This is a genomic window from Bythopirellula goksoeyrii, from assembly GCF_008065115.1.
Lineage (GTDB): Bacteria > Planctomycetota > Planctomycetia > Pirellulales > Lacipirellulaceae > Bythopirellula > Bythopirellula goksoeyrii.
In genome coordinates, this window is sequence record NZ_CP042913.1 from 2685119 (window position 1) to 2708847 (window position 23729).

Genomic DNA, 23729 nt, shown 5'->3' on the forward strand with positions numbered 1-23729 from the left:
TCTACACCACATCAAACGCATAAATGCAGGTGTGACGATAGGTTTCGCTAGGGCGGAGTTCTGCGGAAGGAAAACTCGGCTGGTTCGGTGCGTCGGGAAAATTCTGTGTTTCTAGGCAGAAGGAACCTTGCTTCGTGTAGGCCGCTCCTCCCTTTCCAAGTTGGCCACCGAGCCCGTTGGCCGTGTAGAATTGCACTCCCGGTTGGTCGGTCGAGACTCGCATGATACGGCCACTTTGAGGCTCTACTACCTCGGCGATTTCTCGCAAACTTCCCCACTGGCCGTTGGTTACGCAATTGTGATCGTAGCCCCCTATTTCCTCAATTCGGTCGCCGATTCGGTGTTGGGTGCGAAAATCAAACGGTGTACCGGCAACGTCAAGGAATTCGCCTGTAGGGATCGATTCATCGTCGACCGCGGTGATGCGATCCGCGTCGATTCTCAATTCATGGTCGAGGATATTTGGATTCCCATGTCCCGCGAGATTAAAATAGCTGTGATTGGTGAGATTGATGATCGTGGGCTTGTCCGTGGTCGCCTCGTAGTCGATTCGCAAGGCATTGTCATCGGTCAAGGTATAAGTCACTGTGGTGGTTAGAGTACCGGGAAAGTTTTCTTCGCCATCAGGGCTGATATACCGAAATCGTACTCCCAGCGCATCAGTAAGTTGCTCGGCCTCCCAGACGACTTTGTCCATGCTCCGCAGTTTCCCACCATGCAAATGATTGGGGCCATTATTCACTGCCAGCTGGTAGTCGATTCCATCAAGAGTAAATCTTCCCTGTTTAATCCGATTCGCAAAACGACCCGTTGTACAGCCGAAGTGTTGATTGCGACCGGACTCATAACCTGCCACGTCATCGAAGCCCAACACAACATCCGCCAGTTCTCCTTCGCGGTCGGGTACATGAAGTTCGGAGAGGGTAGCACCTCGCGAAATCCATCGAGCGGTCATTCCTTGAGAATTCGTGGCTACATACATCTCAACACTCCTCTTACACTTGTCAGCGATTCAACCAGAGTTCGGATTATGCCTGTAGGCTGGTCGAATGACAAGCGAAGCAGTTAGGGGCTTTGAGCTTGGAGGTACGTTCGGTACCATAAAGTAACCTGGAACATTCCATTACGGAGATCACTTCTTGAACATCTCATCGCTCGACAAACAGCTTTCGCAAGGGAGACCGGTTTGCCTCCGCATCGGAGTCGACCTGGGTGGCAATGATGTGAAATTGGGGGCCACCGATCTCACGGCACAGAAATTACTCCTTGCGGAGCTCGTGAAGAAACCTAGCCTTACGCAAGATGGCCCGCAGAGAACGATTGGTCAGATAATCGACGGGATTCGTGAGGTTCTCGAACATGTTTCAGCCGACTGGAAGGACGTGGCCGATATTGCCGTTACGGTCCCTTGCCCCTGTACGCATGATGGACTGATCTTGAATGTCCCTAATCTTGGCACTCCAGAGACTAAGCACCTTTGGGAGGTTCCTTTTGGCGATCTCTTGGCTGCCGAAATAAGCAAAATCGCGAAATGTGAAATCCCTGTATTTGCGTGCAATGATGCCAATGCCGCGGGACAGGATGAAGTCTTTGAGCGATTTGGCATGAGTTCCGATCCCAGGACGATCGTTTTCATTACGACCGGAACGGGACTGGGCGGTTGTGTGATTTCCGACGGCGGCGTGTTCTTTGGGTTGGGACAAGCAGGCGAATTGGGGCATATGAAAATCGGTGTGCCATCAGCGTACGCAGACCGTTTCGCTTCCGATCCCTTTCCGCAATGCGGCTGTGGTGCAAAAGGGTGCGTCGAATCACGGGCTTCGCTTTCAGGGTTGATTCGTCGCCTGGGTTGGGCTCTCACTCAAGAGGGTAAAGAATTCATCCATCATGATTTGGAGAATCGGGGCCAGCGAATCGACGCAGAAGTCTTCGCAACGCTCAATCAACTCTATCAGGAAAACGTCAAACAAGCAGCTTACAACGTACGCACTTTTGCCGACAAGCGGCAGGATTCTTTCTGTCGCTGGCTGCTCGACGATTGGGCAATCATGCTTGGCGCACTCTTTGCCAGTGTGGCACCCGTCCTGCATCCTGATAGCTTCATCATCGGCGGCGGCATGACGGAGATGTCCGAAAAGGCCCGAAATTGGTTTATCTCCGTGGTGCGAGAATCCTACGGAAGTGTAAACCAACAAAGCTGTTTCGACAGCGAGCCTGGCAACTGCGAAATCGACTGGAGCGTCAGCCGCGACCAGGGATGGCGCGGAGCCATTCTAATGGGAATGCGGGCTCATCAAAAAACGCAACACACTTCGGACCTCTCCGAGGTCTGATACTGTTGTGCTTTCTGTGGACTGCCAATCAACATACGGCTATTGTTTCGCCCGCGCGGCTTGCGAAATCTTATCCCCGATCATCGCAATCTTCTGATCGCGTAACCGCTTCTCATTGAGCCAATAGGGGCTTGTGATTTCCTTGAAGGCATAGATGGCCGCTTGAATTCCTTCGGCCCATGCGACTGTGATAAGCTTAATGTCGCCGTGCACGTCGCCAACGGCAAAGATGCCGCGTCGGCTAGTTTCGAAGTAGGGGTCGACGGCGATGCTGCCATCTTCGTTGAGCCGCAGACTAAGCCGCTGAAAGGTTTCCTTGGCCGAGAGGAATCCAATCTGCACGACGATATACTCTGCCAGCAACTGGGTGCCGTCGGTAAGCTCCAGGGCGATTTCTCCCTCCTGAAACCAGGCACGGGAGATCTCCGCCGAGCAATGGACGATGCCACCAGTCTGGCGCAAGCGCTCGACACTGTCGGCTTTGGCGATGGGAGTTTCTTCGCGAACGACCACGTTGACCGACGCACGCCGTTCTTGTGCCATTACCGCTGCGTCAAAAGCTGAATCACCTCCACCCACCACCACGACTGGTCGGCCGTCGTAGTCGCCGATCTTAGGCACCTTGTAGAACACCTTTTTCGACTTGAGTGCATCAACCACAGGAAGCGCACGCGGATAATGCAGCAGTCCGCAGGCAATCAGCACTTTCCGGCAGAGATACTCGCCGTTCTTGGTAACGACACGCTTGAGGACATCCCCTTTTTCTTCTTGTTCGGTATCGTCAATCGTGACGAGTTCGTCATTGAAGCGAAACTGCACCAGGGCGTCGACCGCTTGTCGAAAAGTCCGTTCGGAAAGTTCTTCACCGCTGATACCATCGGGGAATCCAGGAATGTCGACGATCTTCTTGTCGGCATACAGAAACTGCGGCTGGCCCCCCGGCTTGTCTTTGGCTTCGATCACGAGTGTAGTCAAACCACGATGGGCAGTCGTCAGACTAGCAGCCAACCCCGCGGGTCCAGCGCCAATAATCACAACATCCCAATAAGCGAGACTGTCGAAATCGAGATCCTCAGACAGTTCAGTGACTTTGAAATCAGCCATGATGATTTTCCTTCCTCCGTGTAAATGACTGTATCAAATTGCAGGAGGTTCGGGGGCTTCAACTTTTTGTTCTGAAGGTTCTAGAGCACGTCGATTGGCACGGCGCTGGCGGCCTTCGATACGCCGACGGCCACCCTGGCCACGGCCAGCATCCTTCTCAAGCAAGGCGGCCGGCAGATCGAATTCTGCTCCGAGAAGATTTTCCAACTTAGCCTGTTGATCGGGTGTCAGAATTTCGCTCACGTCCTGCCTAACTTCCGCGAGAGATTTCGGTTCGCTCCCTTGGGATTCTCTCGCCTGGGCACGAAGTTGCTTCTTCTGCTCAGGAGTGAGATCGAGCGCCATGGCAATATCGCTGCTCGTGAGTGCAGCGGCGGGGCCGTTCTTCCGTAGCCCAAGTTGCAAATCTATCTGCTTGAGCCGATCGGATTGATCCTTGTTCAACACCGTATCCAGGCGCTCGTTGATTCGCTGGGCAATCTCACCGACCTTATCGCGAAACTGTTTGCGGTCCTCCGGATTAGCGGAGCGGAGCGCTTGTAAGAGCTGTCGAATCTCCTCAGCAAAATCTTCGCGCACTTGAAGTGTAAATGATTCAAGCTGAGCCGCTTGTTCCCCTTCGACGCGCAACTCCTGCTTCACCGAATCGACCTGCAACAGAGGTACCATCCCGAGTGCCTGTTTACCCATTCGGCCACGGCCGAGGAAGCCGCCCCTTTGCCCGTCTGCCGATTTAGGCTGTTCAGCGGGAGTAATAGCAGGTTCTCCTTCTTGGGCGCTCAAGAGGGAGACATTTCCCTCTCCAAGTAATGCCAGTGCACACATACAGATGAAGTGTTTCGTGTTCCTCATTCGACCCCTCGTTCCATGTTCTTGGTGCCCCAAGTGTTGTGTAAGTTCCCATGCTACGCCCATCTGGCAGTGGAGAAAAGCGGCCCGTCGATTTCTTGTTGGCCGCGACGCGCCTGCCGAGTCCTGCTCGGCGGATCAAACCTTCAGCGGCACTACTCTCCTACGCTCTGAATCAACGCTCGATACTCCCGTGCCATCGGCCAGGCGAGAACTTCTTCGAGTTTCCCTTGTGGAACCTCAATCGCCGTTACATCGTCAAGCAAAAATCGGTTGTCGAACTTTCCTTCGAGATAGCCAAAGGGAACCCGGGCAGCCTCTTGCTCTGGTGGCAAATCCTTTTCGCGCGCTGGTATGAATAGCTTCCAAAACTCTTCGTGAGAGTCGGTCGCTAGCATCTTGCGAAATCGTTCATGAACTTGCTTACCGGCAGACGAGTCATCAGCGTTTCGCAGCACCAGAATCGCCTGATAGGCAAGTGCCCGGTTCCAATGCTTTTCGGTGACCACGTAGTGAGAAAATGTCAGGCGATCATCGAACCCTAGGCTCAAGGGGTCCGTCCGCTTAGATGACAGGGTCTTACCGTCTTCCAATAGCTGCTGCATCTTACGTGCATCCTTATGTCGCACTGCATACAGAAAGTCCATGCCGCTAAAGGGGGTCGCCCAACCATTTTCGCGGACCGAATCCCTTAGTCGAATGATCACATCGCCATATCGGGGTGAGCCATCGGGAGGCCCCACACTGGCGAATACACAGTCGAAGGCACCGTACAATTCGTTTTCCAATGCGGGCGTCGTGTGTAGGAGATGCTTCCCAAGCCGCTCTACCTCAAAATAGGACGAGATTTGTCCATTCTTGAGGATGGAGCGGAGGTCGTCGAAATGTACCCGAGTCACAATCGGTGCCGTAAGAGACGCCATTTTATCAAGTAGCTTCCGCTCTGGTTCTGCCAGCGGTCCGAGAAACAACTCAAATTCTGCCATCGTGCATACAGAGCTGATCTCCATCCATTTGCGGACCGCGCTGGCATCCAGCTGCCGAAGGAACGGTCGCGCGTCGATCGCAGTTCGTCGCGCGGCTGCTATGGGTTCGCCTCCTCTACCCGAAATAGGCTGTTGTCCGAGTGCCTGCCGTGAGGATGTCAACCCAGCGCAAATAACCATCAAAACTCGTAGCATAGGCGAACGGTTGTACATCTCAGATTTCCCAAAATTCTAGAATTCCTCATCCCTAGGTTTACACAAGTTAACCGAGTCCCCCCCGACGAGACCAGATGCGCCAGAGTGGCGAAAGACTGAACGGATATATGCAATGTAAACCCGGATACCTCTTTGCCGCACTGCCATGCATTCAATGCCGCTTCATTAAGCGAACCCGGATAAACTATTGCTTGTCCTAAGGGCAACGAACGCCTTCTAGAATGCTCCCTAAACCATTTCCTTATCAGGAGTTGGAAAAATAACCTAGACCATCGGCAATCACTTGGCATAGCAATTGCTTTTGATTTAGCGGGCGACTGTAGGAGCAAAGAATCGCTTGGGATGCTAATTGTTTCGGGCATCAAATCGAAATATGGAGTTTTTATCATGATACGGGAAATGTCACGGGTGGAATCCGAAATGACGATTGCCGCAGGGAGGCGTTTGTACAAGACCAGTGGGACTTCTGATCTTCTATTGAGTCCCGCTGAGAGCTTGGAAGAAGAAATTTCCCGTCTTACATGGGCAGTCGTGGATGGCTGGGCGAGTCGTGAAGAGCGGCGTGAATTGGCTGAGCTTGTAGACTTGCAGCATAAGAACCGCCACTTGGTTTAGCGAACTATGCGCAGCCAAGTCTCTTCGCGAATGGGATTCTATCCGTTGCAATCTAATTGTCAGCCTCGGCAAGACAGCTCCATGGAAAAAACTCTCCTGATAAAGTGGAGAGTTTGCGGCGGGTTTGCCGATAACGTTCTCTGGACAGGGCTAGCTCTGTCAGGCTCGCAGTGGACGCGTGCCTCCGGTACTCCCCTCCGGGGCGGAAAACATTTGAGGTTTTCTGCCCCAAAAACCCGCCAGAGAGTTGACCAATTCTTCATTGAGCGTGGTCGACGCGTCCCATCCTATGAATGCATCCCCCCATTACTTGCTCTTTTCAGAGGCAAGTTGTAGCGCACCTGCTGGAAGATCCTGGCGATTTGTGCTGCAAAACGTCGAGTCCACCAAACGAATGGTCGCTTCGGACCACGAACCGGCCAGTTGCGGTGAACGGCTTGAGTTGTTGGCTGTTGTCCGTGGTCTCGAAGCCATCGACGGTCCGTCTCGAGTCACTCTGGTCACAAAAAGTCGGTATGTAAGCCGCGGCATGAAGCATGGGCTGGCCGAATGGCGAGCCAATGAGTGGCGGTGGGAACGATTCGGTCGAATTGTTCCTGTCAAAGACAGCGATCTCTGGCAACGTGTGGACCGGGCTCTGTTATTTCACGAAGTCGACTGCCAGGCTTGGCAATTCGAAGCTTCTACTGAAACTGTTGCGGATTCTTCCCAATCAGAAATGGCGGTCGAAACCGTACAGGGTGAAGAACGTGGTTCTGCCAGGAGAAGTACGACTCAACGGATCGATGCAAGTCATTCTGTCCCCGCGAAGAATTGGCGGCGTCGGGCGAGAAGAAAAACAGCAGTTCGGCAAGAGGCTAAGAATTGGCACGGCCCCTTGGTTGGACGGGCCCTCGAATGGAAAAATACCCTAAGCAGCTGGGGAGCTTCCTCGGGGCCGGTGATCCAAGGTGCAACTTAGGAAGTCGAGAACTACTTCCTCGAAAATGATCAATTCAAGCATTTTCTGGGGTGAAACAGAGCTGACATGAGAAAAACAAGCGTTATCTAGGCAAAATAGGCAGCCAGGTCGATTCGTTTCAAGTACAACAGAAAATAGACTAGGACATCCAAGTGCGAACTCAAGTTGATCTCAATGCCATTGCACCGGTCGTTCATGGATACCATCACAATCCTTTCGAGGTGCTTGGACCCCATGAAATCGAAGACGATGGCCGGCGAGCACTTGCCATACGAGCCTACTTACCGGAGTCGAAACAGGTGTGGCTGGTCGATTCGAAACATGGGCATTCACAACCCATGCGGCGAATCCACCCTGCCGGTCTCTATGAAGCAATCTGCGAACCAGAGCTCTACGATCGTAAACTGGGACGTAACTACCAATTCTGCAGTATGAATCAAGCAGGCGAACAGACCACTATGCACGACCCTTACTCATTTCCACCGCTGCTCACTGACTACGATCTGCACTTGCTGGGTGAGGGGCGCCACTGGGATAGCTATCGACGTTTGGGAGCCCATGTGCGGGAGATCGATGGGATCCAGGGAGTCAATTTTGCCGTCTGGGCACCCAATGCGGAGAGTGTTAGCGTCGTGGGAGACTTCAATGGCTGGGATCGCCGCAAGCACGCGATGCGGAAGCATATTCCCGGTGGCACCTGGGAATTGTTTATTCCGGAATTGGCGCTGGGAACTCTCTACAAGTTTTCTGTGAAAAACCATGGTAATGTCGTCGAGAAATGCGATCCGTATGGTTTTGCTGCCGAAGTGCCGCCCAAGACGGCCAACATCGTAGCCGACGTTGATAGTTACCAATGGGGTGATGCCGAGTGGATTGCCAAACGGGCGAAGCACAATCCATTGACTTCGCCGCTTTCGATTTATGAGGTCCATCTGGGAAGTTGGCAGCGCGCAGAAGGGGAAAATCCCTGGCTCAACTATCGGGAGTTGGCACACCGGCTGGTCGCCTATTGCAAAGAGTTGGGCTACACCCACATCGAGCTCATGCCGGTGAGCGAGCATCCTTTCACAGGGAGCTGGGGATATCAAACGGTGGGCTATTTTGCCGCCACCAGTCGCTATGGCAGCCCCGAAGACTTTCAGTACTTCGTGGATTACTTTCACCAGAACAACATTGGGGTGCTGATCGACTGGGTCCCGGCGCATTTCCCCAAAGATAGCCATGGACTTGACTTCTTCGATGGCTCAGCCCTGTATGAGCATGCAGATCCTCGCCAAGGGGAGCATCCGGACTGGGGCACCAAGATATTCAATTATGGTCGCAATGAAGTCCGCAATTTTCTGGTTTCCAACGCGCTCTTCTGGCTCGATAAGTACCATATCGATGGATTGCGTGTCGATGCGGTCGCCTCGATGCTCTATCTCGACTACAGCCGAGAAGATGGTGACTGGATTCCCAATGAATATGGTGGCCGAGAAAACCTGGCGGCAATTGATTTCTTGAAGGAGTTTAACGAACAGGTCCACATCCAGTACCCCGGCGTGTTGACAGTGGCCGAGGAATCAACGGCTTGGGGAGGAGTATCGCGTCCCACTTATTTGGGAGGACTCGGATTCAGCATGAAGTGGAATATGGGTTGGATGAATGACACCCTGCGATACTTCCGCCACGAGCCGATCCACCGCGGCTATCATCACGATGAATTGACATTCTCATTGATTTACGCCTTCACGGAAAACTTCGTCCTACCATTCTCTCATGACGAAGTTGTCCACGGCAAAGGTTCGATGTTGGATCAAATGCCGGGTGACCTCTGGCAGCGGTTTGCCAACCTGCGACTCCTTTACGGATATCAATGGACCCACCCAGGGAAAAAGTTGACGTTTATGGGTGGAGAGATTGCTCAATGGAAAGAATGGAACTGTGAAGAAAGCTTGCAATGGGATCTCCTGCAGTGGGATACTCACCAAGGTGTACAACGATTGGTAGCCGATCTGAACAAGATCTATTGCACCGAACCATCCCTGCACCAACAAGACTTCGATCATACTGGTTTTGAGTGGGTCGACTGCCACAATCACAACGATAGTGTGCTAGTCTATCTGCGTCGTGGAACCAACCCAGAAGACTTTGTCCTGGTGGCCTGCAACTTTACGCCAGTGGTTCGCCAGAACTATCGCATCGGAGTCCCCGAAGGAGGTTGGTACTCGGAGATACTGAACACCGACTCAGCGTACTACGGCGGCAGCAATGTCGGCAATTATCCGGGGCTTCAAGCCGAGGAAAGCGAAAGCCATGGACGTCCCTTCTCGCTGCTGATGACGCTACCCCCGTTGTCGGTAGTGGTATTCAAGCCACAACGCGCATAGAGCGGCGTATGATGTCCCCCCATGGGCGGGAATGGTTGAGGTATATGGGAACAGAATCCCTTAGTCTTCTTCCGCACCCGGCGTCGGGCTGAGGAACTCTTCGAGTTTCTCCAGATCCAATCCAACGCGCTCAGTCAATTGTTCGAGCACCTGACGCTGTTGGTTCTGCCACCGAGCCATGGTCATAACTTGACCGCCATACCAAGTATTGGCTTCCGTCAAAAATAGTTGGTGAAGCTCGTCTTCGGGGCGTTCTTTGCGATCGAGTTGGATGACATAGGCGATCGTCTGGTCATAGTTCAATACCGCGGCAACCTCTTTATCTTCCAGTTCGAAGGCCTCTTTCATAAATTCGGGGCCGACAGCTTCCAACGGTGGAGCTTCACCCAAACGAGGACCACGTTCAATTTCAGCAGTTGAACCAAATGTTAACCAACTGAAAAGGTCCGTCGTTACCACATCATAAGATTTGCCATAATCAAACTTGGCAAGGGAGCTACCGGCTTCTTCGCAGTCTTTAGCGATTTCTTCTGCCTTCTTGAGCGCCAGCTTGGCAGCTTCCTGTTGCTTCCATGCGGCCATTACTTCGCTGCGAATATCCTCAAAAGCAGGAACCTCTTCGGGTACGTCCTGGGTTTTTGTTACAAGATACCAGTTTCCATCCAAATCCTGGGCCAGGAATGGCTCGTAAGTTGCTAGTGAAGAAAAGACTGCCTGAACCACATACTGTCGGTTGGTTTGAGCGTCGATGGCCTTACCAACAAAGGTGTCAGCCAATTCTCGTTGAGAAACGAGCAGGGTCTCTTCTGAAATCAAACCTGCTTCGGCAGCACGCTCTTTGAGATTCGTCAAATCCTTCGGGGGAGCTGGGATTTCTTCTTCATTCGTGCGAGCTGATACGACATCAAAACCATAGGGGTTGTACTCCGACTGTAGCTCTCCGTAGATACTCTCGATCTTATCCTTGAGCTCCAAGACGGCCTTGTCCGTTGCCAACTTGTCGCGAATGGAGTCTTTGACATCTTCCAGGGGCTCGAATTCAAGGTTCTCATCGGACGCTTTGGAATCCTCCTCAGCTTCCTGAGTGTCGGCCTCAGAACTAGATTCCTCTGTGCTTCGATCGTCAGAAGCAGTTTCCGTGGTATCGGAGTCCTGAGTCTCAGAGCCCTCCTCGGCTTCCGAATCGTCGCTGGATTCCAAATTCTCTTGGAAGGCGACCAATCGCATTTTAACTCTTGAGCTCACATTGCCAGACTCGTCTTCACCCGGTGCAGCAGGTGGGTCAGCTTCTAATTCGATCTCACTTACGTCATCACTGACATCTTCGGTGTCAGCTTCTTCCTCGATGATTGCTTCCTCTGTTTCTCCGGCGGATTCGTCCGCCGACTCCTCCGTGATCGGGGCATCGGCCTCGTCATTCCCCGCGGTTTCCTCAATTTCCTCGGCATCCTCTGCCTCACCGGACTTCGGAGCTTCGTTTTCGGAGTCTGAATTGAACAAACTGTCGTCGAACTTGGATGCACCTTTCGTAGAAAAAAGCGTTCTCTTATTACGTTCGTAGTAGTCCGCTATTTCTTCGTCGGTGATCGAATCGCGGTATTTGTCCCGCCAGGAATTTACATCACCAAGAATATAATTGAGCTTCACACGTCGCGGCACCTTGAAGCCTGGATCGGGGGCAGGTAGCTGAGCACCTAAAACCAGATGAACAATCCCGGGGACGTTGTCCTTATATTGTTCGTAGAAAGCAAGAAGTTCTGCCTCGCTGGGATCCGGAACTTCGGCTACAAACTCGGAAGCGGGAACCGCGACCGCTTGCAGGGCAATCCGCTCATTGATGTGCCGCCAATCCTCCCAACGCTGTTCTGGTAAGACATTGCGGACATTCGAGGCGAAGCTCCCAAAATAGGTGTTGCCCAGAAGCAACTCCCGCAAACCGGAAAACAATTGGTCCTCAAGGTATCTCGGATCGCCTTGCTGCACACTGGAAAGCAGTCTCATGATGTCTTGGTCAGAAACGCGGCGGAAACTCGTTTCCTTGAGAAACTGATTGATCATCCCATCGCTAACCGTCATTCCAGCTTTTTTGGCCTGATCGGCCAGTATGCGGGTGGTCACAACACCAACCTGCACGTCTCGGGAGGTCGTACTCTCTGGAAGGACAAAGTCTGGGACAGAGGGCATCATCGGGGTACCACCCTCTTCGATGATTTTTTGAGCCCCTGTCATACGAAGTCGCTTGAGAAACTCGCTCAGGAAGTACCGGCGCTGGGTGAGAGAGGCCAATTCTTGACCATTGAGCGATCCCCCCTTCCACTCGGCGACGATAGCACGCGGATTGCTGCTATCGCCAGACTGTCCGATATAACCGAACATGGCATCGCCAATGACGAAAACAAACATGGCAATAACTGCTGCAATTGCCAAAAAAGCCTTTTGATGCTTGCGAAAATAGCGAAACGGGCTTGCCATCTAACCGTCCTGAGTCGGGGCTGCCCGACAAGCTACCACTTGACAGCTTGGCCGGTGCATAAGTAATGATTGACGACGTGAAGTGTTAATATTAGGGGTCCGTGATTCTATGGCAGATCGACGTAAATGCAATCCCAATCGGGAGTGTGGTCGATTCTGCCGTGTCTCCTGGGCCGAGATTAGCGACGAAATGAACCTCAAAGAGGATGGTTTCCAAACGAGACAAGCCAATCGTCGTATGGCCGACCTTTGCAGGAAGCCCTTAATTTACGGCTTGTAGAAGTTGGCCGGAAGAGGCTGTTTGGCAAGTCTTCGCTAACGTATCGAGATGATTTCGGCGAATAAGAGTATCTACGCAAACTTGGCAAAGGCTTTGAAGGCGTTTCGGCTTCCCAAGGCCAATATTAGACATCAGGAAAGAAATGGCGAAGAAAAAAGCAGCCTCGAAAGAAAACGGCCAGGCCCTGGTGATCGTCGAATCTCCCGCCAAAGCCAAGACGATCGCCAAATACTTGGGTAGTGGCTACCGAGTCGAGGCCAGCATCGGCCATATTCGTGATCTGCCTCAGGGAGCGAAACAGATCCCGGCCCAATATAAGGGAGAATCTTGGTCCAATTTGGGAGTGAATGTCAACGACAACTTCACCCCGATCTACGTCATCCCCCCCGGGAAGACCAAACAGATCAAGCTACTTAAAGAACAGCTCAAGAAATCGGATGCCCTCTATCTGGCAACGGACGAAGACCGCGAAGGGGAGGCGATTAGTTGGCATTTGATGGAAATCCTCAAGCCGAAAGTCCCTGTTCATCGACTGGTATTTCACGAGATTACCAAAGATGCCATTCAGGGTGCACTTGCTTCACCTCGCGAAGTCGACGAACAATTGGTTCGGGCTCAAGAGACGCGACGTATTCTCGATCGCCTTTACGGTTACGAAGTCTCTCCTCTGTTGTGGCGCAAAGTGCGACCCCGACTCTCAGCGGGTCGAGTGCAAAGCGTGGCGGTGCGCTTGATTGTCCAGCGCGAACGCGAACGAATGGCATTCGTTTCAGGTACTTGGTGGGACCTGCTTGGCAATTTTGTCAAGCAAAGTGACACCGATAAGGGTCAATCCTTAGAAGCCCCACTAGTTTCGGTTGAGAACCGCAAGATTCCCAGCGGCAAAGATTTTGACGCTTCCAACGGAAAGTTGAAGAACCCTGATTTACTACTACTCGATGGCCCCGCCGCACTGCAACTTGCCGAGCGCATTCGCAACGGCGAGTTTCGCGTAGCTTCTGTCGAAGATAAGCCGTACACCACTAAGCCGTATCCGCCGTTCACTACCAGCACACTGCAACAGGAGGCGAACCGCAAGCTGGGGTTCACGTCCCGCAGAGCAATGCAGGTTGCTCAGAGCCTCTATGAAAATGGCCATATCACCTACATGCGTACCGATTCCACGACGCTGGCCAATGTGGCAATCGATGACGCCCGCGATCTGGTAGATCGCAACTATGGCAAAGATTACCTGCCCGCCGAGCCGCGAGTCTACAAATCAAAAGTCAAGAACGCCCAAGAAGCTCACGAAGCGATTCGACCTGCGGGGCATCCGTTTGAACTGCCCGAAGCGATGAAATCGAAGCTCAACAGCGATGAATTTCGACTCTTTGATCTTATCTGGAAACGTACGATAGCCAGCCAAATGGCCGACTCTCGCGGTCGACGGATCGTTGTCACGATTGAGGGTGAAGGCTGCGTATTCCAGGTGAGTGGCAAGACGATTGATTTCCCCGGCTACCTGCGAGCCTATGTGGAAGGGACCGACGATCCGTCGGCAGAGTTGGCCGATCAGGAACGCACTTTGCCCAGCGTGGAAGTAGGCGATGTACTCCGCTGTACGGGACTGGATGCCAAGGAGCACAGCACCCAGCCACCCGGTCGTTTCAGCGAAGCCGCCCTCACTAAGGCTCTCGAAGAACGTGGGATCGGTCGACCGAGTACCTATGCCTCGATTATCGATACGATTTTGGCGCGAGGGTATGTCTTCAAGAAAGCCAACTCGCTTGTTCCTACTTGGGTAGCGTTCTCGGTCGTGACACTCATGGAAGAGAACCTCGGCTCGCTTGTTGACTATCAATTCACCGCTCAGATGGAAGACGATCTCGACGCGATTAGTCGTGGCGAGCGGGGACACATCGAGTATCTGGAGAATTTTTACTTCGGCAATGGTCGTGACGGACTCAAGAAACTGCTGGAGAACAAAATCGACGAAATCGATCCGGCCAAAATTGGGCGCATTTCGATTGGTACTCCAGAAGGAATGCCCGAGGTTTTTGTCCGTGTCGGGCGCTATTCGCCATTTGTCGAGCAGGGGGATCGCACCGCCTCGCTCAAGGAAGATATGGCCCCCGACGAAGTGACTATGGAAGTCGCTTTAGAGTTGTTGGATCAAGCAGAGCGAGGCGACGAGCCCTTGGGACTCTGCCCCGAAACTCAGAAGCCCGTTTTTGTGAAGGTGGGGCGCTTTGGACCTTACGTGCAGCGTGGCACGACCGGCGACGAAGAAAAACCTCAAAACGCTGGCTTGCTCAAAGGGATGACTCCCGAAGAAATCGACTTAGAATTGGCACTCAAACTGCTTTCGTTGCCTCGCGAAATCGGGCCACACCCCGACAGCCAGGAACCGATTATCGCCCACAATGGTCGCTATGGGCCCTACATCAAGTGTGCTTCTGACACTCGTTCGTTGCCGGCGGATATTTCGCCCCTCGACGTGACCATGGAGCAAGCGCTGTTCTTGCTCTCGCAACCCAAGACGCGTGGCCGAGGTGCTGCCAAGAAGGAACCGCTGAAGGTCTTCGAAGGAGTCTCGCCAGTCACCGAAAAGCAGGTTCAGATTCTCGACGGCCGGTTTGGCCCTTATATCACCGACGGGACGACCAACATCTCGCTCCGCAAGGGGATGATGCCCGAGGAGATCACCTACGACGAGGCGTTGTCGCTTCTGGCAGAAAAAGCGGCCCAAGGACCTGCCCCGAAAAAGAAGAAAGCGGCGAAGAAGAAATCAGCGACCAAGAAGTCGGCGAAGAAAACTCCCGCCAAGAAAAAATCCGCGACCAAGAAAAAGGCAGCAACGAAGAAAACCACTGCCAAGAAGACCGCGAAGAAAAAGTCGTAATCACTCGACTCAGAGCAGGGCTGACTTTTGCTCCGAATAATTTATCGGCTCGATTTATTCCAAGTCCCTGGTTTTCAGGCCAAGAGACGTCTCAAAAACCGTTGTTTTCGTGTAATCAGATAGATTATGACACGTTACCCGTTCAGCGAAAAAGAACCTCTCCGTGAGCCTTGGGAGATGAAATCGAGACAGCTTGGGCTCCTGCGATTCTAGCGGCGGTTTGGCGCGCCGCCGCTAGTGATGAGATGACAGTTTTTTCCACCTGTCGATGTGACTGAAGCGACTAGGAGTCGTCGCTTAGTTCATCCAATCGAGCTTGTGCCATCTCACGGGTTTTTTTGTGGCAATCCTCGGCAAGTTGTGAGCCGAGTTCTTTCGCTAGTGCTGGTGGCATTTCGTTAATGAAGCAGGCGACCCGAAAACGTACTTTCCCGAGACGATGTGCCGCCAATTCGCGCCAAACCATTTGGAACTCTGTATTCTCTCCAACAAAGCGACGCAACCATGAGCCAGCTTGCTCCCACGCTCCGCTGCCGCCCTCTGAGAATACTGTAGCAAACACGGAGTAGAGCGAGGCTCTAGAGCATTTACCGTCGAGGTAATCGTGGACACCATCGACAAGTGCGGTAACCCTGGAAACGTCCTCGCCCTTTGGCAGATAGCGAAGTACACATTCACGTTCATGTTCTCTTCCAAACGTGAACACTATGTTGTTCTCCTAACATTTATGACGACTTGACGTTCAATCTCTGGAGCAAATCATCATGAAGTATAGCCGTTCCAATGGCAAATACTAAAGACTAAACTGCCTGGGTTGTGAGACACCTCCCGCAGAAACGGCTGTCCGCTAGGACGCGTCGTGATCTGATTGTAGCACGCCTCTGCTGAGTCGTGATTTCTTAGTGATACTAGGCACTCCGAATCGTATCGTTGCGACTAGTGTTTTGTTCCGCTTCGATATTCGGATGAGCCGCCGGGTACCCTCTGGGTGGGCTAGCGTCGGGTGAATTCTGGAAAACCCGTGGCGAGCGCCATCGGCTCAATGCAGTGCAACCCTAGATTTCAAACGGAACAATGCACTAGCGGCAAGAGTGTAACAAGGAATAACGCGTCGGAGACACGTGCTACAATGACGATTTAAATAAAACGACTCGGAGACACGTGCTACAATGTCGAGTTGAAGAAATACGACTCGGAGAGGCGTGCTACAATGGCCGAAGTTGCTACTCTGCTGCATTGCAGGTGACTGACCGCACCCATTTTCCTACAATTTCTCAAGTTGAGTTGAGAACTCTTAGCGAACTCCGTAGGCAATTCGAGCAAGAAGACTCCATGAAATTATTGGTCATCGCACTTTGGTCAGCTAGCATCTTTGGATTCTTCTCTGGATATGCGCTAGCTGAACCCTCTCAGCCAATCGCACAAGTCCCTACGTCGTTTGATGGCAAGCGGGCCTACGATTATCTCCGGCAACTTTGTGCCCTCGGCAATCGCATGAGTGGCAGCCCGGGGATGCAGAAGCAACAAGAGTTGCTTGAAAAGCATTTTAAGGAATTGGGCGGGCAGGTTACTTGGCAACGGTTCCAAACAAAGCATCCCCTAACGGGGAAACCCGTCCCGCTGGCCAACCTCATTGTCCAATGGAATCCCGAGAGTACTGAGCGGATCTTGCTTTGTGCCCACTACGACACCAGGCCGCTACCCTCGCAGGATGTTGATCCGCGTCAGCGCCGCGAGGGAGTTTTTCTCGGAGCCAATGACGGTGCGAGTGGTACGGCGGTATTGATGGAACTGGCAAATCACGTGAAGAGTCTCCCGGAACGATATGGGCTCGACTTCGTACTCTTCGATGCCGAAGAACTTGTCTACTCGGATCGCAGAGATCCCTATTTTCTGGGGAGTGAGTATTTTGCGCGCGAATACAGCAAGAACAATCGGGACTATGAATATGTCGCGGGGGTACTGCTGGATATGGTGGGCGACTCTAAATTGAGCATCTACCAGGAGCACAATAGTGTTGCCTGGAGGGATACGCGTCCGATCGTGCAGGGAATCTGGGACACCGCAGCCCGGTTGGGAGTGAATGAATTCATACCCCGCGTGGGCTACGAAGTCCGGGATGATCATATCCCGTTGCACAAGATCGGGGGCATCCCTGTGTGCGACGTCATTGATTTCGAATACCCCGACCGCTCGAATCGCTACTGGCATACCACAGCCGACACGCCGAACCGCTGTTCGGCGGATTCACTGGGCAAAGTCGGCTTGGTGATGCTGGAGTGGCTGCGGTCGGCCGAGTAATTTCCAGCGGTTGGCCCTATTGCAACATGCACATCAGAGATAGCATGAGCTAATGCTTCCTGATCCTTTGCGATTGACGATAGCCTTGCTGCCGGTAGTTTCTTACTGCTTGATGCTGGGGATATTGAACGCGCGGCGCAAGCCATTTATCACAACAGGTGGGGCTGACCTGGCGACTCTGGGGGTTGCGCTCTCGGGTTTGGTCTTTATTGGCCCCATCGAATTATTCCGTCCTGAAGCTGCCTCCGTGGAGTTCGGTGGGTACGTGTGGCTGTTTCTCCTGGTGCTCTATTGGCTCGCCATCTGGCTCACAATGCTTCTGGCGCGGCCTCGTCTGGTGATCTACAACATCAGCTCGGAAGAACTTCGCCCCGTCTTGTCCGAGGCAGCCCGCAGCCTTGATCCTCAAGCGCGATGGGCCGGCGATAGCCTCTCGATGCCAACGGTGGGAATCCAGCTGCATCTGGAAACTTTCGAAATCATGCGCAATGTTTCCTTGGTCGCCAGCGGCTCGAAGCAGAATCTTGCCAGTTGGCGACAGTTGGCCGGACTGCTCGGCTCCAGGCTCGACGGACTCTCGGTGGATTCCAACCCGCGCTGGTTGGGAATCGTGCTATTTGCGATAATCCTCTTGGCCACTAGCATGGTCCACATGCTGAATCACCCCCAGCAGATCGCCCAGGCGATGCAGGAGATTTTCTCCTATTGAGGGAAGACACGCCGCATGTCACTTAGATGGCTGAGGATCCTGCAAGTGAAACACGACGCGATAGGCCTGGTAGCCTGCTGCTATTTTGTCCGCGTAGAGAGAATCGAGTTCAGCCTGCAGTGCCAAGGCTGTGGGAAATCCATCTGGGATAGCGTCGGCGTCGGTTAGTTCATCAATCTTGACTTCCTGCACGCTGTCTATCGTGATGTAGCCTGCACCAGGGATATAGCTCCGCTGGCCGTCACGCATCATACGATGCTTCCACAAACGAATCGTTTGGGTTTTTTCTCTGCTACGAATGGCGGGCAGAAACTTCTTCTTGAACAAGAGCATGGCTTAGATCGTAGCCGCAGAACACTCGACTTGCCAAGGAGTCGCAGGTGGTACAGGTTCTCGAATGACCAATGTCCAATGACCAATGACCAAGAGCCATTGAGTTAGTTCTCCGGCTGATATTGGTCGTTGGAAATTGAAAATTGGTCATTTCCCGAACCGGCAAGTACCATTGGTTGTTTGGTGACTCATTCCCGGGGATTTTACCACTCCGGGCAGGCCAAATCCCCTTGCGTACGCCAGAGGTGGGCCTATAATTCGGGAATCGTTACTGTGCCTCTCGGGCATTAGGCAGGGGGGTGCAGAACGGACTGCGGGTGTAGCTCAGTTGGTAGAGCACAACGTTGCCAACGTTGTTGTCGTCGGTTCGAACCCGATCACCCGCTCTAAGCACGAGTCCCGGCGAAAAAGCTGGCTGAAATCCAGCGAGTATCGCGGGACTGCCGATAGAGTTCGCTTCGAATTGGAGCCCGCCCCCGCTTTCTTGGCCTTCCACTTGGGGAGGCACAATTGCTGGTAGCGGGTTCTTGGTTTTTTAGAAGATAAGTTTCTTGCCGCCGGACTACCCAAGTTGAGGTTTTCCAGGCGAGATTTTCGCAGAGAGAAAAGTCCATGGCAGACGAAGAACAACAAGCAGATACGCTGACCGCTGAGGAAGATCAGCCACTCAACCTTCAGGTGGAGGTCACCAGTCCCAGCGATTGCGAACGTCACGTGACCGTGACCGTCTCACGCGAGGACATCGATCGTTATATGAACGATGCCTACAGTGAGCTGATGCCGAGCGCTAACGTACCGGGGTTCCGTATCGGTCGGGCTCCTCGCAAGTTGGTGGAAAGCAAGTTCAAAAAAGAAATCGCCGAGCAGATCAAGGGATCTTTGCTCATGGATAGCTTGACTCAGATTAGCGAGGAACAATCCTTTACCGCGATCAGCGAGCCCGATCTGAATCTCGATGCCGTGGAGGTCCCCGATGACGGGCCAATGACGTTTGAGTTCGACATCGAAGTTCGCCCTGAATTCGACATGCCGAAATGGAAGGGTGCAAAAATCGAGCGTCCTGTGCGTGATTTTACGCCCGCCGACGTCGATCAGCATTTGGAAAAGATGTTGGCTCGCTACGGACAACTTGTTCCTCACGAGGGGACTGCCGAGGAAGGGGACTACCTGACGGTCAATATCACGACCTCGTGCGATGGAAAACAACTCGAAAAAGAAGAAGAACACGTTCTGCGAATTCGTCAGAAGCTCAGCTTCCGCGATGGCGAAATCGCTGACTTCGCGAAACTGATGGGTGGTGCCAAGGCCGGGGACCACCGCAAGGTGGAGTTGGAACTTACCCAGGATGCTCCGAACGAATCCCTTCGCGGGAAAAAAATTAACGTGGACTTCGAAGTACTAGAAGTCAAGAAACTGAAGCTCCCCGAGTTGAACGAAGAATTTCTCGCGGAAATAGGGGACTTCAAGACCGAGGGCGACCTTCGCGACGCAATCGGCGACAGCCTCAAACGGCAACTCGAGTATGAGCAGCAACAAAAAATCCGCTCCCAGATCTCCGCTCTGCTCACCAAATCGGCAGATTGGCAATTGCCGCCATCCTTGTTGAAACGACAGAGTGCCCGGGAATTGGAACGCACCGTCATGGAATTACGCCGGGCTGGTTTCAATGAAGCTGAGATTCGTGCCCGTGAAAATGTCCTTCGTCAGAACAGTGCCGCCTCAACAGCCCGCAGCCTGAAAGAACATTTCATTCTTGAGCGGATCGCTGAAGAAGAGAACATTGAAGCCCAAGAGGGCGATTTTGAGAAAGAAATCTTCTTGATTGCCATGCAGAGTGGCGAGTCGCCTCGTCGTGTGCGTGCCCAGATTGAGAAACGCGGCCTGATGGACGTATTGCAGAATCAGATCGTCGAGCGCAAGGTGCTTGAACTAGTGCAAGAACATGCCAAGTTTTCCGACAAACCCTTTGAGCCGGAGAATCTCGACGTCGAAGCAGTGAATCTAGCCGCCGGTGGTGGAGAAGGTCCCGCGTCTGCGAGCGAACCAGCACCAGAATCAACTGAGGCCACCGAAAGCTGAACTATCACTTAAATGGATTGAGTTGTCGCCGTGAGGGGACGAGACGAGAATTGCCTTAGCGTCAATATCATCGGTTGACTGTCAGGAATAGGTTTCCAAAAAGGGAGTTGATATGAATTACGAAACGTCGGCCGAGAATTCCTTCGATCCTCGGTTTGCCGCTGCGATGCGCGACTACCAGCGTCAGCGTCAGATGACACTGGGCGATCTCTTGCTGGAAAACCGTGTGATCTTTCTGCAGGGCGAAATCTACGATGGCAATGCCAATGAGCTTGTCATGAAACTGCTCTATTTGCAAAGCGAGAACCGTCGCAAGGATATCCATTTCTACATCAATTCGCCTGGTGGCAGTGTGAGTTCAACGCTTGCGATCTACGATACCATGCAGATGATTTCCCCTCCCGTGGCTACCTATTGCGTGGGGTTGGCTGCTAGTGGTGGCGCAGTTCTGCTCGCTGGTGGAGAAAAGGGAAAACGCTTCGCGCTCAAACATTCAAAAGTCATGATTCATCAGCCCCATGGCGGAGTGGGAGGCCAGGTCTCGGATATTGAGATCCAAGCCAATGAGATCATCCGCACTAGGGAAATCCTCAATGGCATCTTGGCTGAGCACACTGGCAAAACCATCGAAGAAATCCACAAAGCTTGTGATCGCGACCACTATATGACTGCTACTGAGGCCATGGAATACGGTGTCGTCGATGACATTCTTATTAAACAACCCGCACTAGGTGGAGAACCGGAAGACGACGATGACGATTGAGTCAGGTAACTCAGCCAACGTTGCTCGATAAAAATCTTTCGCATTCGTCCCCCCAACCAATGGATTGCCCGTCATGTCGCTAGTTCCCTTTGTCATCGAAAAATCAGGCCGCGAAGAGCGGGCCATGGACATCTACAGCCGTTTGCTCAAGGACCGCATTGTCCTGATGGGCTCCGCTGTGAACGACGATGTTGCCAACAGCATTGTGGCTCAATTGCTGTTTCTTCAGTCCGATGATCCCAAGGCAGATATCCACTACTACATTAACTCCCCTGGGGGCAGTGTCACTGCTGGAATGGCTATCTATGACACCATGCAGTTTGTCACTTGTGATGTAGCTACTTATTGCCTGGGCCAAGCAGCCTCTATGGGGGCCTTGCTCTTGGCTGCTGGCGCTGCTGGCAAACGGCATGCCCTGCCAAACTCCCGTATCATGATTCATCAGCCTTCTGCCGGAATGGAAGGCACCGCCGAGGATATCATGATCCATGCGACCGAGTACCGCAAAACCAAAGACAAGCTCAACCGCATCTTGATCGAGCACACGGGCCAGACCCTCGAGCAAATCGAGCGAGATACCGACCGCGACCATTTCATGTCCGCAGCCGACGCCTGCGAATATCGAATCATCGATAAAGTCATCGAGAAAATGGAAATGTAGGATGGGAGAACGCATGTAGGGGCAACATTGCAGCGATTTAATGGCGAATGACGGAAATACCCAAGCACGAAAGAATGACTAAAAACAAGTGCCCTACAAGGGGCCAGCTTTAGTCATTCGTATTTCCGACTTCTTTCGTCATTGGGTATTTCATCATTCGTCAGTTCCCCCTAATCTCTCCCCTTCCTTCAGGCCTCCTCCCCCTGCTAGCATCTTCGATCTCGCTTGACGGTGCCTACCGGTTTTCTTATTTCATACCTCCCAAATGGCTTCGGCGGGGTACGTGCGCAACGGCTCTACTGGTTGCCTGAAATCTCTTTTCCCTGAGTAAGAGTCGAGCTGAGTGATGCCAACAGCGAACGATACAACAGGTTTCAACTTGAACAGGCGCCTTTACCCTGCGCTGCTGTTGGGCACTTTGATGGCCTCGTTGTTTGCGACCTCAGGCTGTCGTTCGACGCGTGACAATCAGATCGATATCCTGGAACGGGAACTACGTGCCCAGGAAGATTATATCTACGAGCTGGAGGACTATGTCGTCGAGTATTCCGACAAATTGCGGCAATGCCGTTGTTCTCAGCCACACGTGGCATCCGTGACCAAACCCACTCCTGCACCCAAGCAAACTTCGAAGTCCAACACAAGACAATCTACACAATCTACAGTCGAGAAGAAACCTGCACGGAGAACTCTACAGGAACCTCGTGAGGAATCCATCCTAGATTCAGTCGAACCTGCCTCGGAGCCTGCAGTCGAGTCAGAAGTCCCTGTCGAAGAACTTGAAGTCCCTGAATTGGATTTGGAAATCGGCGAACCGATTAGTTCTGACGAAGAGCATGAAGCTGCAATCCTGGCAGATTCCGAGGGCATCGAACACGAACAAGACCCTAATACTATTAGAATCCCCAATCCGGTAGCCTATCAGACCGCCGGCTATGATGAGTTGGAAGAATCCACGGATATTCCTTTCGAAGTAGAAACGTTGGAGAATCTCGACGACACCGAGGCTGTCGCCGAAGCAGAAACGCAGAGTCCGTCTGTCCGCAAGGCAGAACGACTCGTCATCGCTTACGTTTTCCGCGATTCCACCGAGTCGCCAAAACCAAGTAGCTTGCTTTCGGTTATTGAAGCGCGAGATTCCAGAAATGAGCCTGCTGCCTTCGATGGCAAAGTTTCGCTGATGGTAATGCAGGGAGACCCTGAAGCGCCAACTCGTATTAAGCGGTGGGATTTCACCGAGGAAGAAACTGCTGCAGCGTGGCAGACTTCACAATTTGGCGACGGCCTTCACTTGGAGCTGCCGTTGGAAGACACTCAGCTTCCTGAAGGTCCTTTCGAATTATGGGTCCGCCTGGAGTCGGCAGATGGTGGCAAACTGCTCTCCCAGATCCCCATGGAGGCCCAAACTCTCGCCACCATGGAAGATGTTGATGTCGAGCAGATGGCAGACGGAGCTTTGGAGTCTCCACTGGGGGAAACAGAAGAAGCAGAAATCGCCAGCATTAATCCATTGCGTTCTGGAAACAAGAAAAGCGTTTCCACGACGCCCCTGGCATCAGTAGACTCGGCTTCGAAAGCCGAGCCTCAGTGGCGTGCCGCTACCCACTTCAGCTCGGGTGCGAATTCCGGATTCTCTACAACTGCCACTGAGAAAAAGTGGAACATTAGCACAACTCCAATCCCGCGCGATTCCCAGCCAGCTTCCACAACCGCTGGCAAGCAGCGGTGGACCTCGCGCCGATAATGCCTTGCCATGCAGATTCCGTGTCACTCGAAACGGAGTCGTTTGAGTGACCCCTTGTAGATTTTCCCATCGT

At 52.8% G+C, this 23729-nt stretch carries 18 protein-coding genes and 1 tRNA gene; 12 read left to right on the forward strand and 7 right to left on the reverse strand.

What is annotated here, in order from left to right:
* Position 1: 1 nt before the first annotated feature.
* The gene (locus tag Pr1d_RS10595; protein ID WP_148073495.1) at positions 2-982 is read right to left on the reverse strand and encodes an aldose epimerase family protein; all 981 of its coding nucleotides are present in this window, start codon (positions 980-982) and stop codon (positions 2-4) included.
* Positions 983-1139: 157 nt separating this feature from the next.
* Here Pr1d_RS10595 and Pr1d_RS10600 point away from each other — a divergent pair, with 157 nt between their 5' ends.
* Positions 1140-2333 carry an ROK family protein gene (locus Pr1d_RS10600; protein ID WP_148073496.1) on the forward strand — a complete coding sequence of 398 codons (1194 nt, stop codon included), beginning with the start codon at positions 1140-1142 and terminating at the stop codon, positions 2331-2333.
* A gap of 39 nt (positions 2334-2372) precedes the next feature.
* On the opposite strand, the gene Pr1d_RS10605 is transcribed toward Pr1d_RS10600, so the two are convergent.
* The 3 genes from Pr1d_RS10605 to Pr1d_RS10615 form a co-directional block, all read right to left on the reverse strand.
* A complete protein-coding gene (locus tag Pr1d_RS10605) occupies positions 2373-3437 on the reverse strand; it encodes an NAD(P)/FAD-dependent oxidoreductase (protein WP_148073497.1) in 1065 nt (354 codons plus the stop codon).
* A 33-nt stretch (positions 3438-3470) separates the two neighbouring features.
* Positions 3471-4289: a hypothetical protein gene (locus tag Pr1d_RS10610; protein ID WP_148073498.1), complete on the reverse strand. Its 819-nt coding sequence runs from the start codon at positions 4287-4289 to the stop codon at positions 3471-3473.
* 152 nt (positions 4290-4441) lie between these two features.
* Positions 4442-5485 carry a hypothetical protein gene (locus Pr1d_RS10615; RefSeq protein WP_148073499.1) on the reverse strand — a complete coding sequence of 348 codons (1044 nt, stop codon included), beginning with the start codon at positions 5483-5485 and terminating at the stop codon, positions 4442-4444.
* A 345-nt stretch (positions 5486-5830) separates the two neighbouring features.
* On the opposite strand from Pr1d_RS10615, the gene Pr1d_RS10620 reads away from it, so the two are divergent.
* The 3 genes from Pr1d_RS10620 to glgB all read left to right on the forward strand — a co-directional run bounded on the left by Pr1d_RS10620 (position 5831) and on the right by glgB (position 9433).
* The gene (locus Pr1d_RS10620) at positions 5831-6103 is read left to right on the forward strand and encodes a hypothetical protein (protein ID WP_168205171.1); all 273 of its coding nucleotides are present in this window, start codon (positions 5831-5833) and stop codon (positions 6101-6103) included.
* A gap of 289 nt (positions 6104-6392) precedes the next feature.
* On the forward strand, positions 6393-7064 hold the full coding sequence (locus tag Pr1d_RS10625) for an RNase H family protein (protein ID WP_148073501.1): 672 nt from the start codon (positions 6393-6395) through the stop codon (positions 7062-7064).
* Between the two features lie 152 nt (positions 7065-7216).
* Positions 7217-9433 (forward strand): 1,4-alpha-glucan branching protein GlgB, encoded by a 2217-nt coding sequence (gene glgB, locus Pr1d_RS10630; protein ID WP_148073502.1) that lies wholly within the window; start codon positions 7217-7219, stop codon positions 9431-9433.
* 60 nt (positions 9434-9493) lie between these two features.
* On the opposite strand, the gene Pr1d_RS10635 is transcribed toward glgB, so the two are convergent.
* Positions 9494-11905 (reverse strand): hypothetical protein, encoded by a 2412-nt coding sequence (locus Pr1d_RS10635; RefSeq protein WP_148073503.1) that lies wholly within the window; start codon positions 11903-11905, stop codon positions 9494-9496.
* Positions 11906-12327: 422 nt separating this feature from the next.
* Between Pr1d_RS10635 and topA the strand changes: the two genes are divergently transcribed.
* On the forward strand, positions 12328-15066 hold the full coding sequence (gene topA, locus Pr1d_RS10640) for a type I DNA topoisomerase (RefSeq protein ID WP_148073504.1): 2739 nt from the start codon (positions 12328-12330) through the stop codon (positions 15064-15066).
* A gap of 283 nt (positions 15067-15349) precedes the next feature.
* Here topA and Pr1d_RS10645 read toward each other — a convergent pair whose 3' ends face one another.
* Complete coding sequence (locus Pr1d_RS10645) at positions 15350-15772, reverse strand: hypothetical protein (RefSeq protein WP_148073505.1); 423 nt, start codon at positions 15770-15772, stop codon at positions 15350-15352.
* A gap of 626 nt (positions 15773-16398) precedes the next feature.
* Here Pr1d_RS10645 and Pr1d_RS10650 point away from each other — a divergent pair.
* Positions 16399-17367, forward strand: a complete 969-nt coding sequence (locus tag Pr1d_RS10650; RefSeq protein ID WP_148073506.1) for a M28 family peptidase — start codon at positions 16399-16401, stop codon at positions 17365-17367.
* Between the two features lie 52 nt (positions 17368-17419).
* Positions 17420-18076 carry a hypothetical protein gene (locus Pr1d_RS10655; RefSeq protein WP_148073507.1) on the forward strand — a complete coding sequence of 219 codons (657 nt, stop codon included), beginning with the start codon at positions 17420-17422 and terminating at the stop codon, positions 18074-18076.
* Positions 18077-18094: 18 nt separating this feature from the next.
* On the opposite strand, the gene Pr1d_RS10660 is transcribed toward Pr1d_RS10655, so the two are convergent.
* Positions 18095-18409: an ASCH domain-containing protein gene (locus Pr1d_RS10660; RefSeq protein WP_148073508.1), complete on the reverse strand. Its 315-nt coding sequence runs from the start codon at positions 18407-18409 to the stop codon at positions 18095-18097.
* 313 nt (positions 18410-18722) lie between these two features.
* On the opposite strand from Pr1d_RS10660, the gene Pr1d_RS10665 reads away from it, so the two are divergent.
* The 5 genes from Pr1d_RS10665 to Pr1d_RS10685 all read left to right on the forward strand — a co-directional run bounded on the left by Pr1d_RS10665 (position 18723) and on the right by Pr1d_RS10685 (position 23656).
* Positions 18723-18795, forward strand: a tRNA-Gly gene (locus Pr1d_RS10665).
* Between the two features lie 226 nt (positions 18796-19021).
* Entirely contained in the window at positions 19022-20488 is a 1467-nt protein-coding gene (tig, locus tag Pr1d_RS10670) for a trigger factor (protein ID WP_148073509.1), read from the forward strand.
* Between the two features lie 112 nt (positions 20489-20600).
* A complete protein-coding gene (locus tag Pr1d_RS10675; RefSeq protein ID WP_148073510.1) occupies positions 20601-21251 on the forward strand; it encodes a ClpP family protease in 651 nt (216 codons plus the stop codon).
* A gap of 73 nt (positions 21252-21324) precedes the next feature.
* Entirely contained in the window at positions 21325-21912 is a 588-nt protein-coding gene (locus Pr1d_RS10680) for an ATP-dependent Clp protease proteolytic subunit (protein ID WP_148073511.1), read from the forward strand.
* 346 nt (positions 21913-22258) lie between these two features.
* Positions 22259-23656 carry a hypothetical protein gene (locus Pr1d_RS10685; protein ID WP_148073512.1) on the forward strand — a complete coding sequence of 466 codons (1398 nt, stop codon included), beginning with the start codon at positions 22259-22261 and terminating at the stop codon, positions 23654-23656.
* Positions 23657-23729: the final 73 nt, after the last annotated feature.

Excerpts from the sequence above, each read along its gene's own strand:
- Pr1d_RS10635 (WP_148073503.1), bottom strand. The coding sequence starts at position 11,905 with ATGGCAAGCCCGTTTCGCTATTTTCGCAAGCATCAAAAGGCTTTTTTG.
- Pr1d_RS10610 (WP_148073498.1), bottom strand. The coding sequence starts at position 4,289 with ATGAGGAACACGAAACACTTCATCTGTATGTGTGCACTGGCATTACTT.
- Pr1d_RS10660 (WP_148073508.1), bottom strand. The coding sequence starts at position 18,409 with ATGCTCTTGTTCAAGAAGAAGTTTCTGCCCGCCATTCGTAGCAGAGAA.
- Pr1d_RS10680 (WP_148073511.1), top strand. The coding sequence starts at position 21,325 with ATGTCGCTAGTTCCCTTTGTCATCGAAAAATCAGGCCGCGAAGAGCGG.
- tig (WP_148073509.1), top strand. The coding sequence starts at position 19,022 with ATGGCAGACGAAGAACAACAAGCAGATACGCTGACCGCTGAGGAAGAT.
- topA (WP_148073504.1), top strand. The coding sequence starts at position 12,328 with ATGGCGAAGAAAAAAGCAGCCTCGAAAGAAAACGGCCAGGCCCTGGTG.
- Pr1d_RS10625 (WP_148073501.1), top strand. The coding sequence starts at position 6,393 with ATGAATGCATCCCCCCATTACTTGCTCTTTTCAGAGGCAAGTTGTAGC.
- Pr1d_RS10650 (WP_148073506.1), top strand. The coding sequence starts at position 16,399 with ATGAAATTATTGGTCATCGCACTTTGGTCAGCTAGCATCTTTGGATTC.
- Pr1d_RS10605 (WP_148073497.1), bottom strand. The coding sequence starts at position 3,437 with ATGGCTGATTTCAAAGTCACTGAACTGTCTGAGGATCTCGATTTCGAC.
- Pr1d_RS10620 (WP_168205171.1), top strand. The coding sequence starts at position 5,831 with ATGCTAATTGTTTCGGGCATCAAATCGAAATATGGAGTTTTTATCATG.
- Pr1d_RS10675 (WP_148073510.1), top strand. The coding sequence starts at position 20,601 with ATGAATTACGAAACGTCGGCCGAGAATTCCTTCGATCCTCGGTTTGCC.
- Pr1d_RS10595 (WP_148073495.1), bottom strand. The coding sequence starts at position 982 with ATGTATGTAGCCACGAATTCTCAAGGAATGACCGCTCGATGGATTTCG.
- Pr1d_RS10655 (WP_148073507.1), top strand. The coding sequence starts at position 17,420 with ATGCTTCCTGATCCTTTGCGATTGACGATAGCCTTGCTGCCGGTAGTT.
- Pr1d_RS10615 (WP_148073499.1), bottom strand. The coding sequence starts at position 5,485 with ATGTACAACCGTTCGCCTATGCTACGAGTTTTGATGGTTATTTGCGCT.
- Pr1d_RS10685 (WP_148073512.1), top strand. The coding sequence starts at position 22,259 with ATGCCAACAGCGAACGATACAACAGGTTTCAACTTGAACAGGCGCCTT.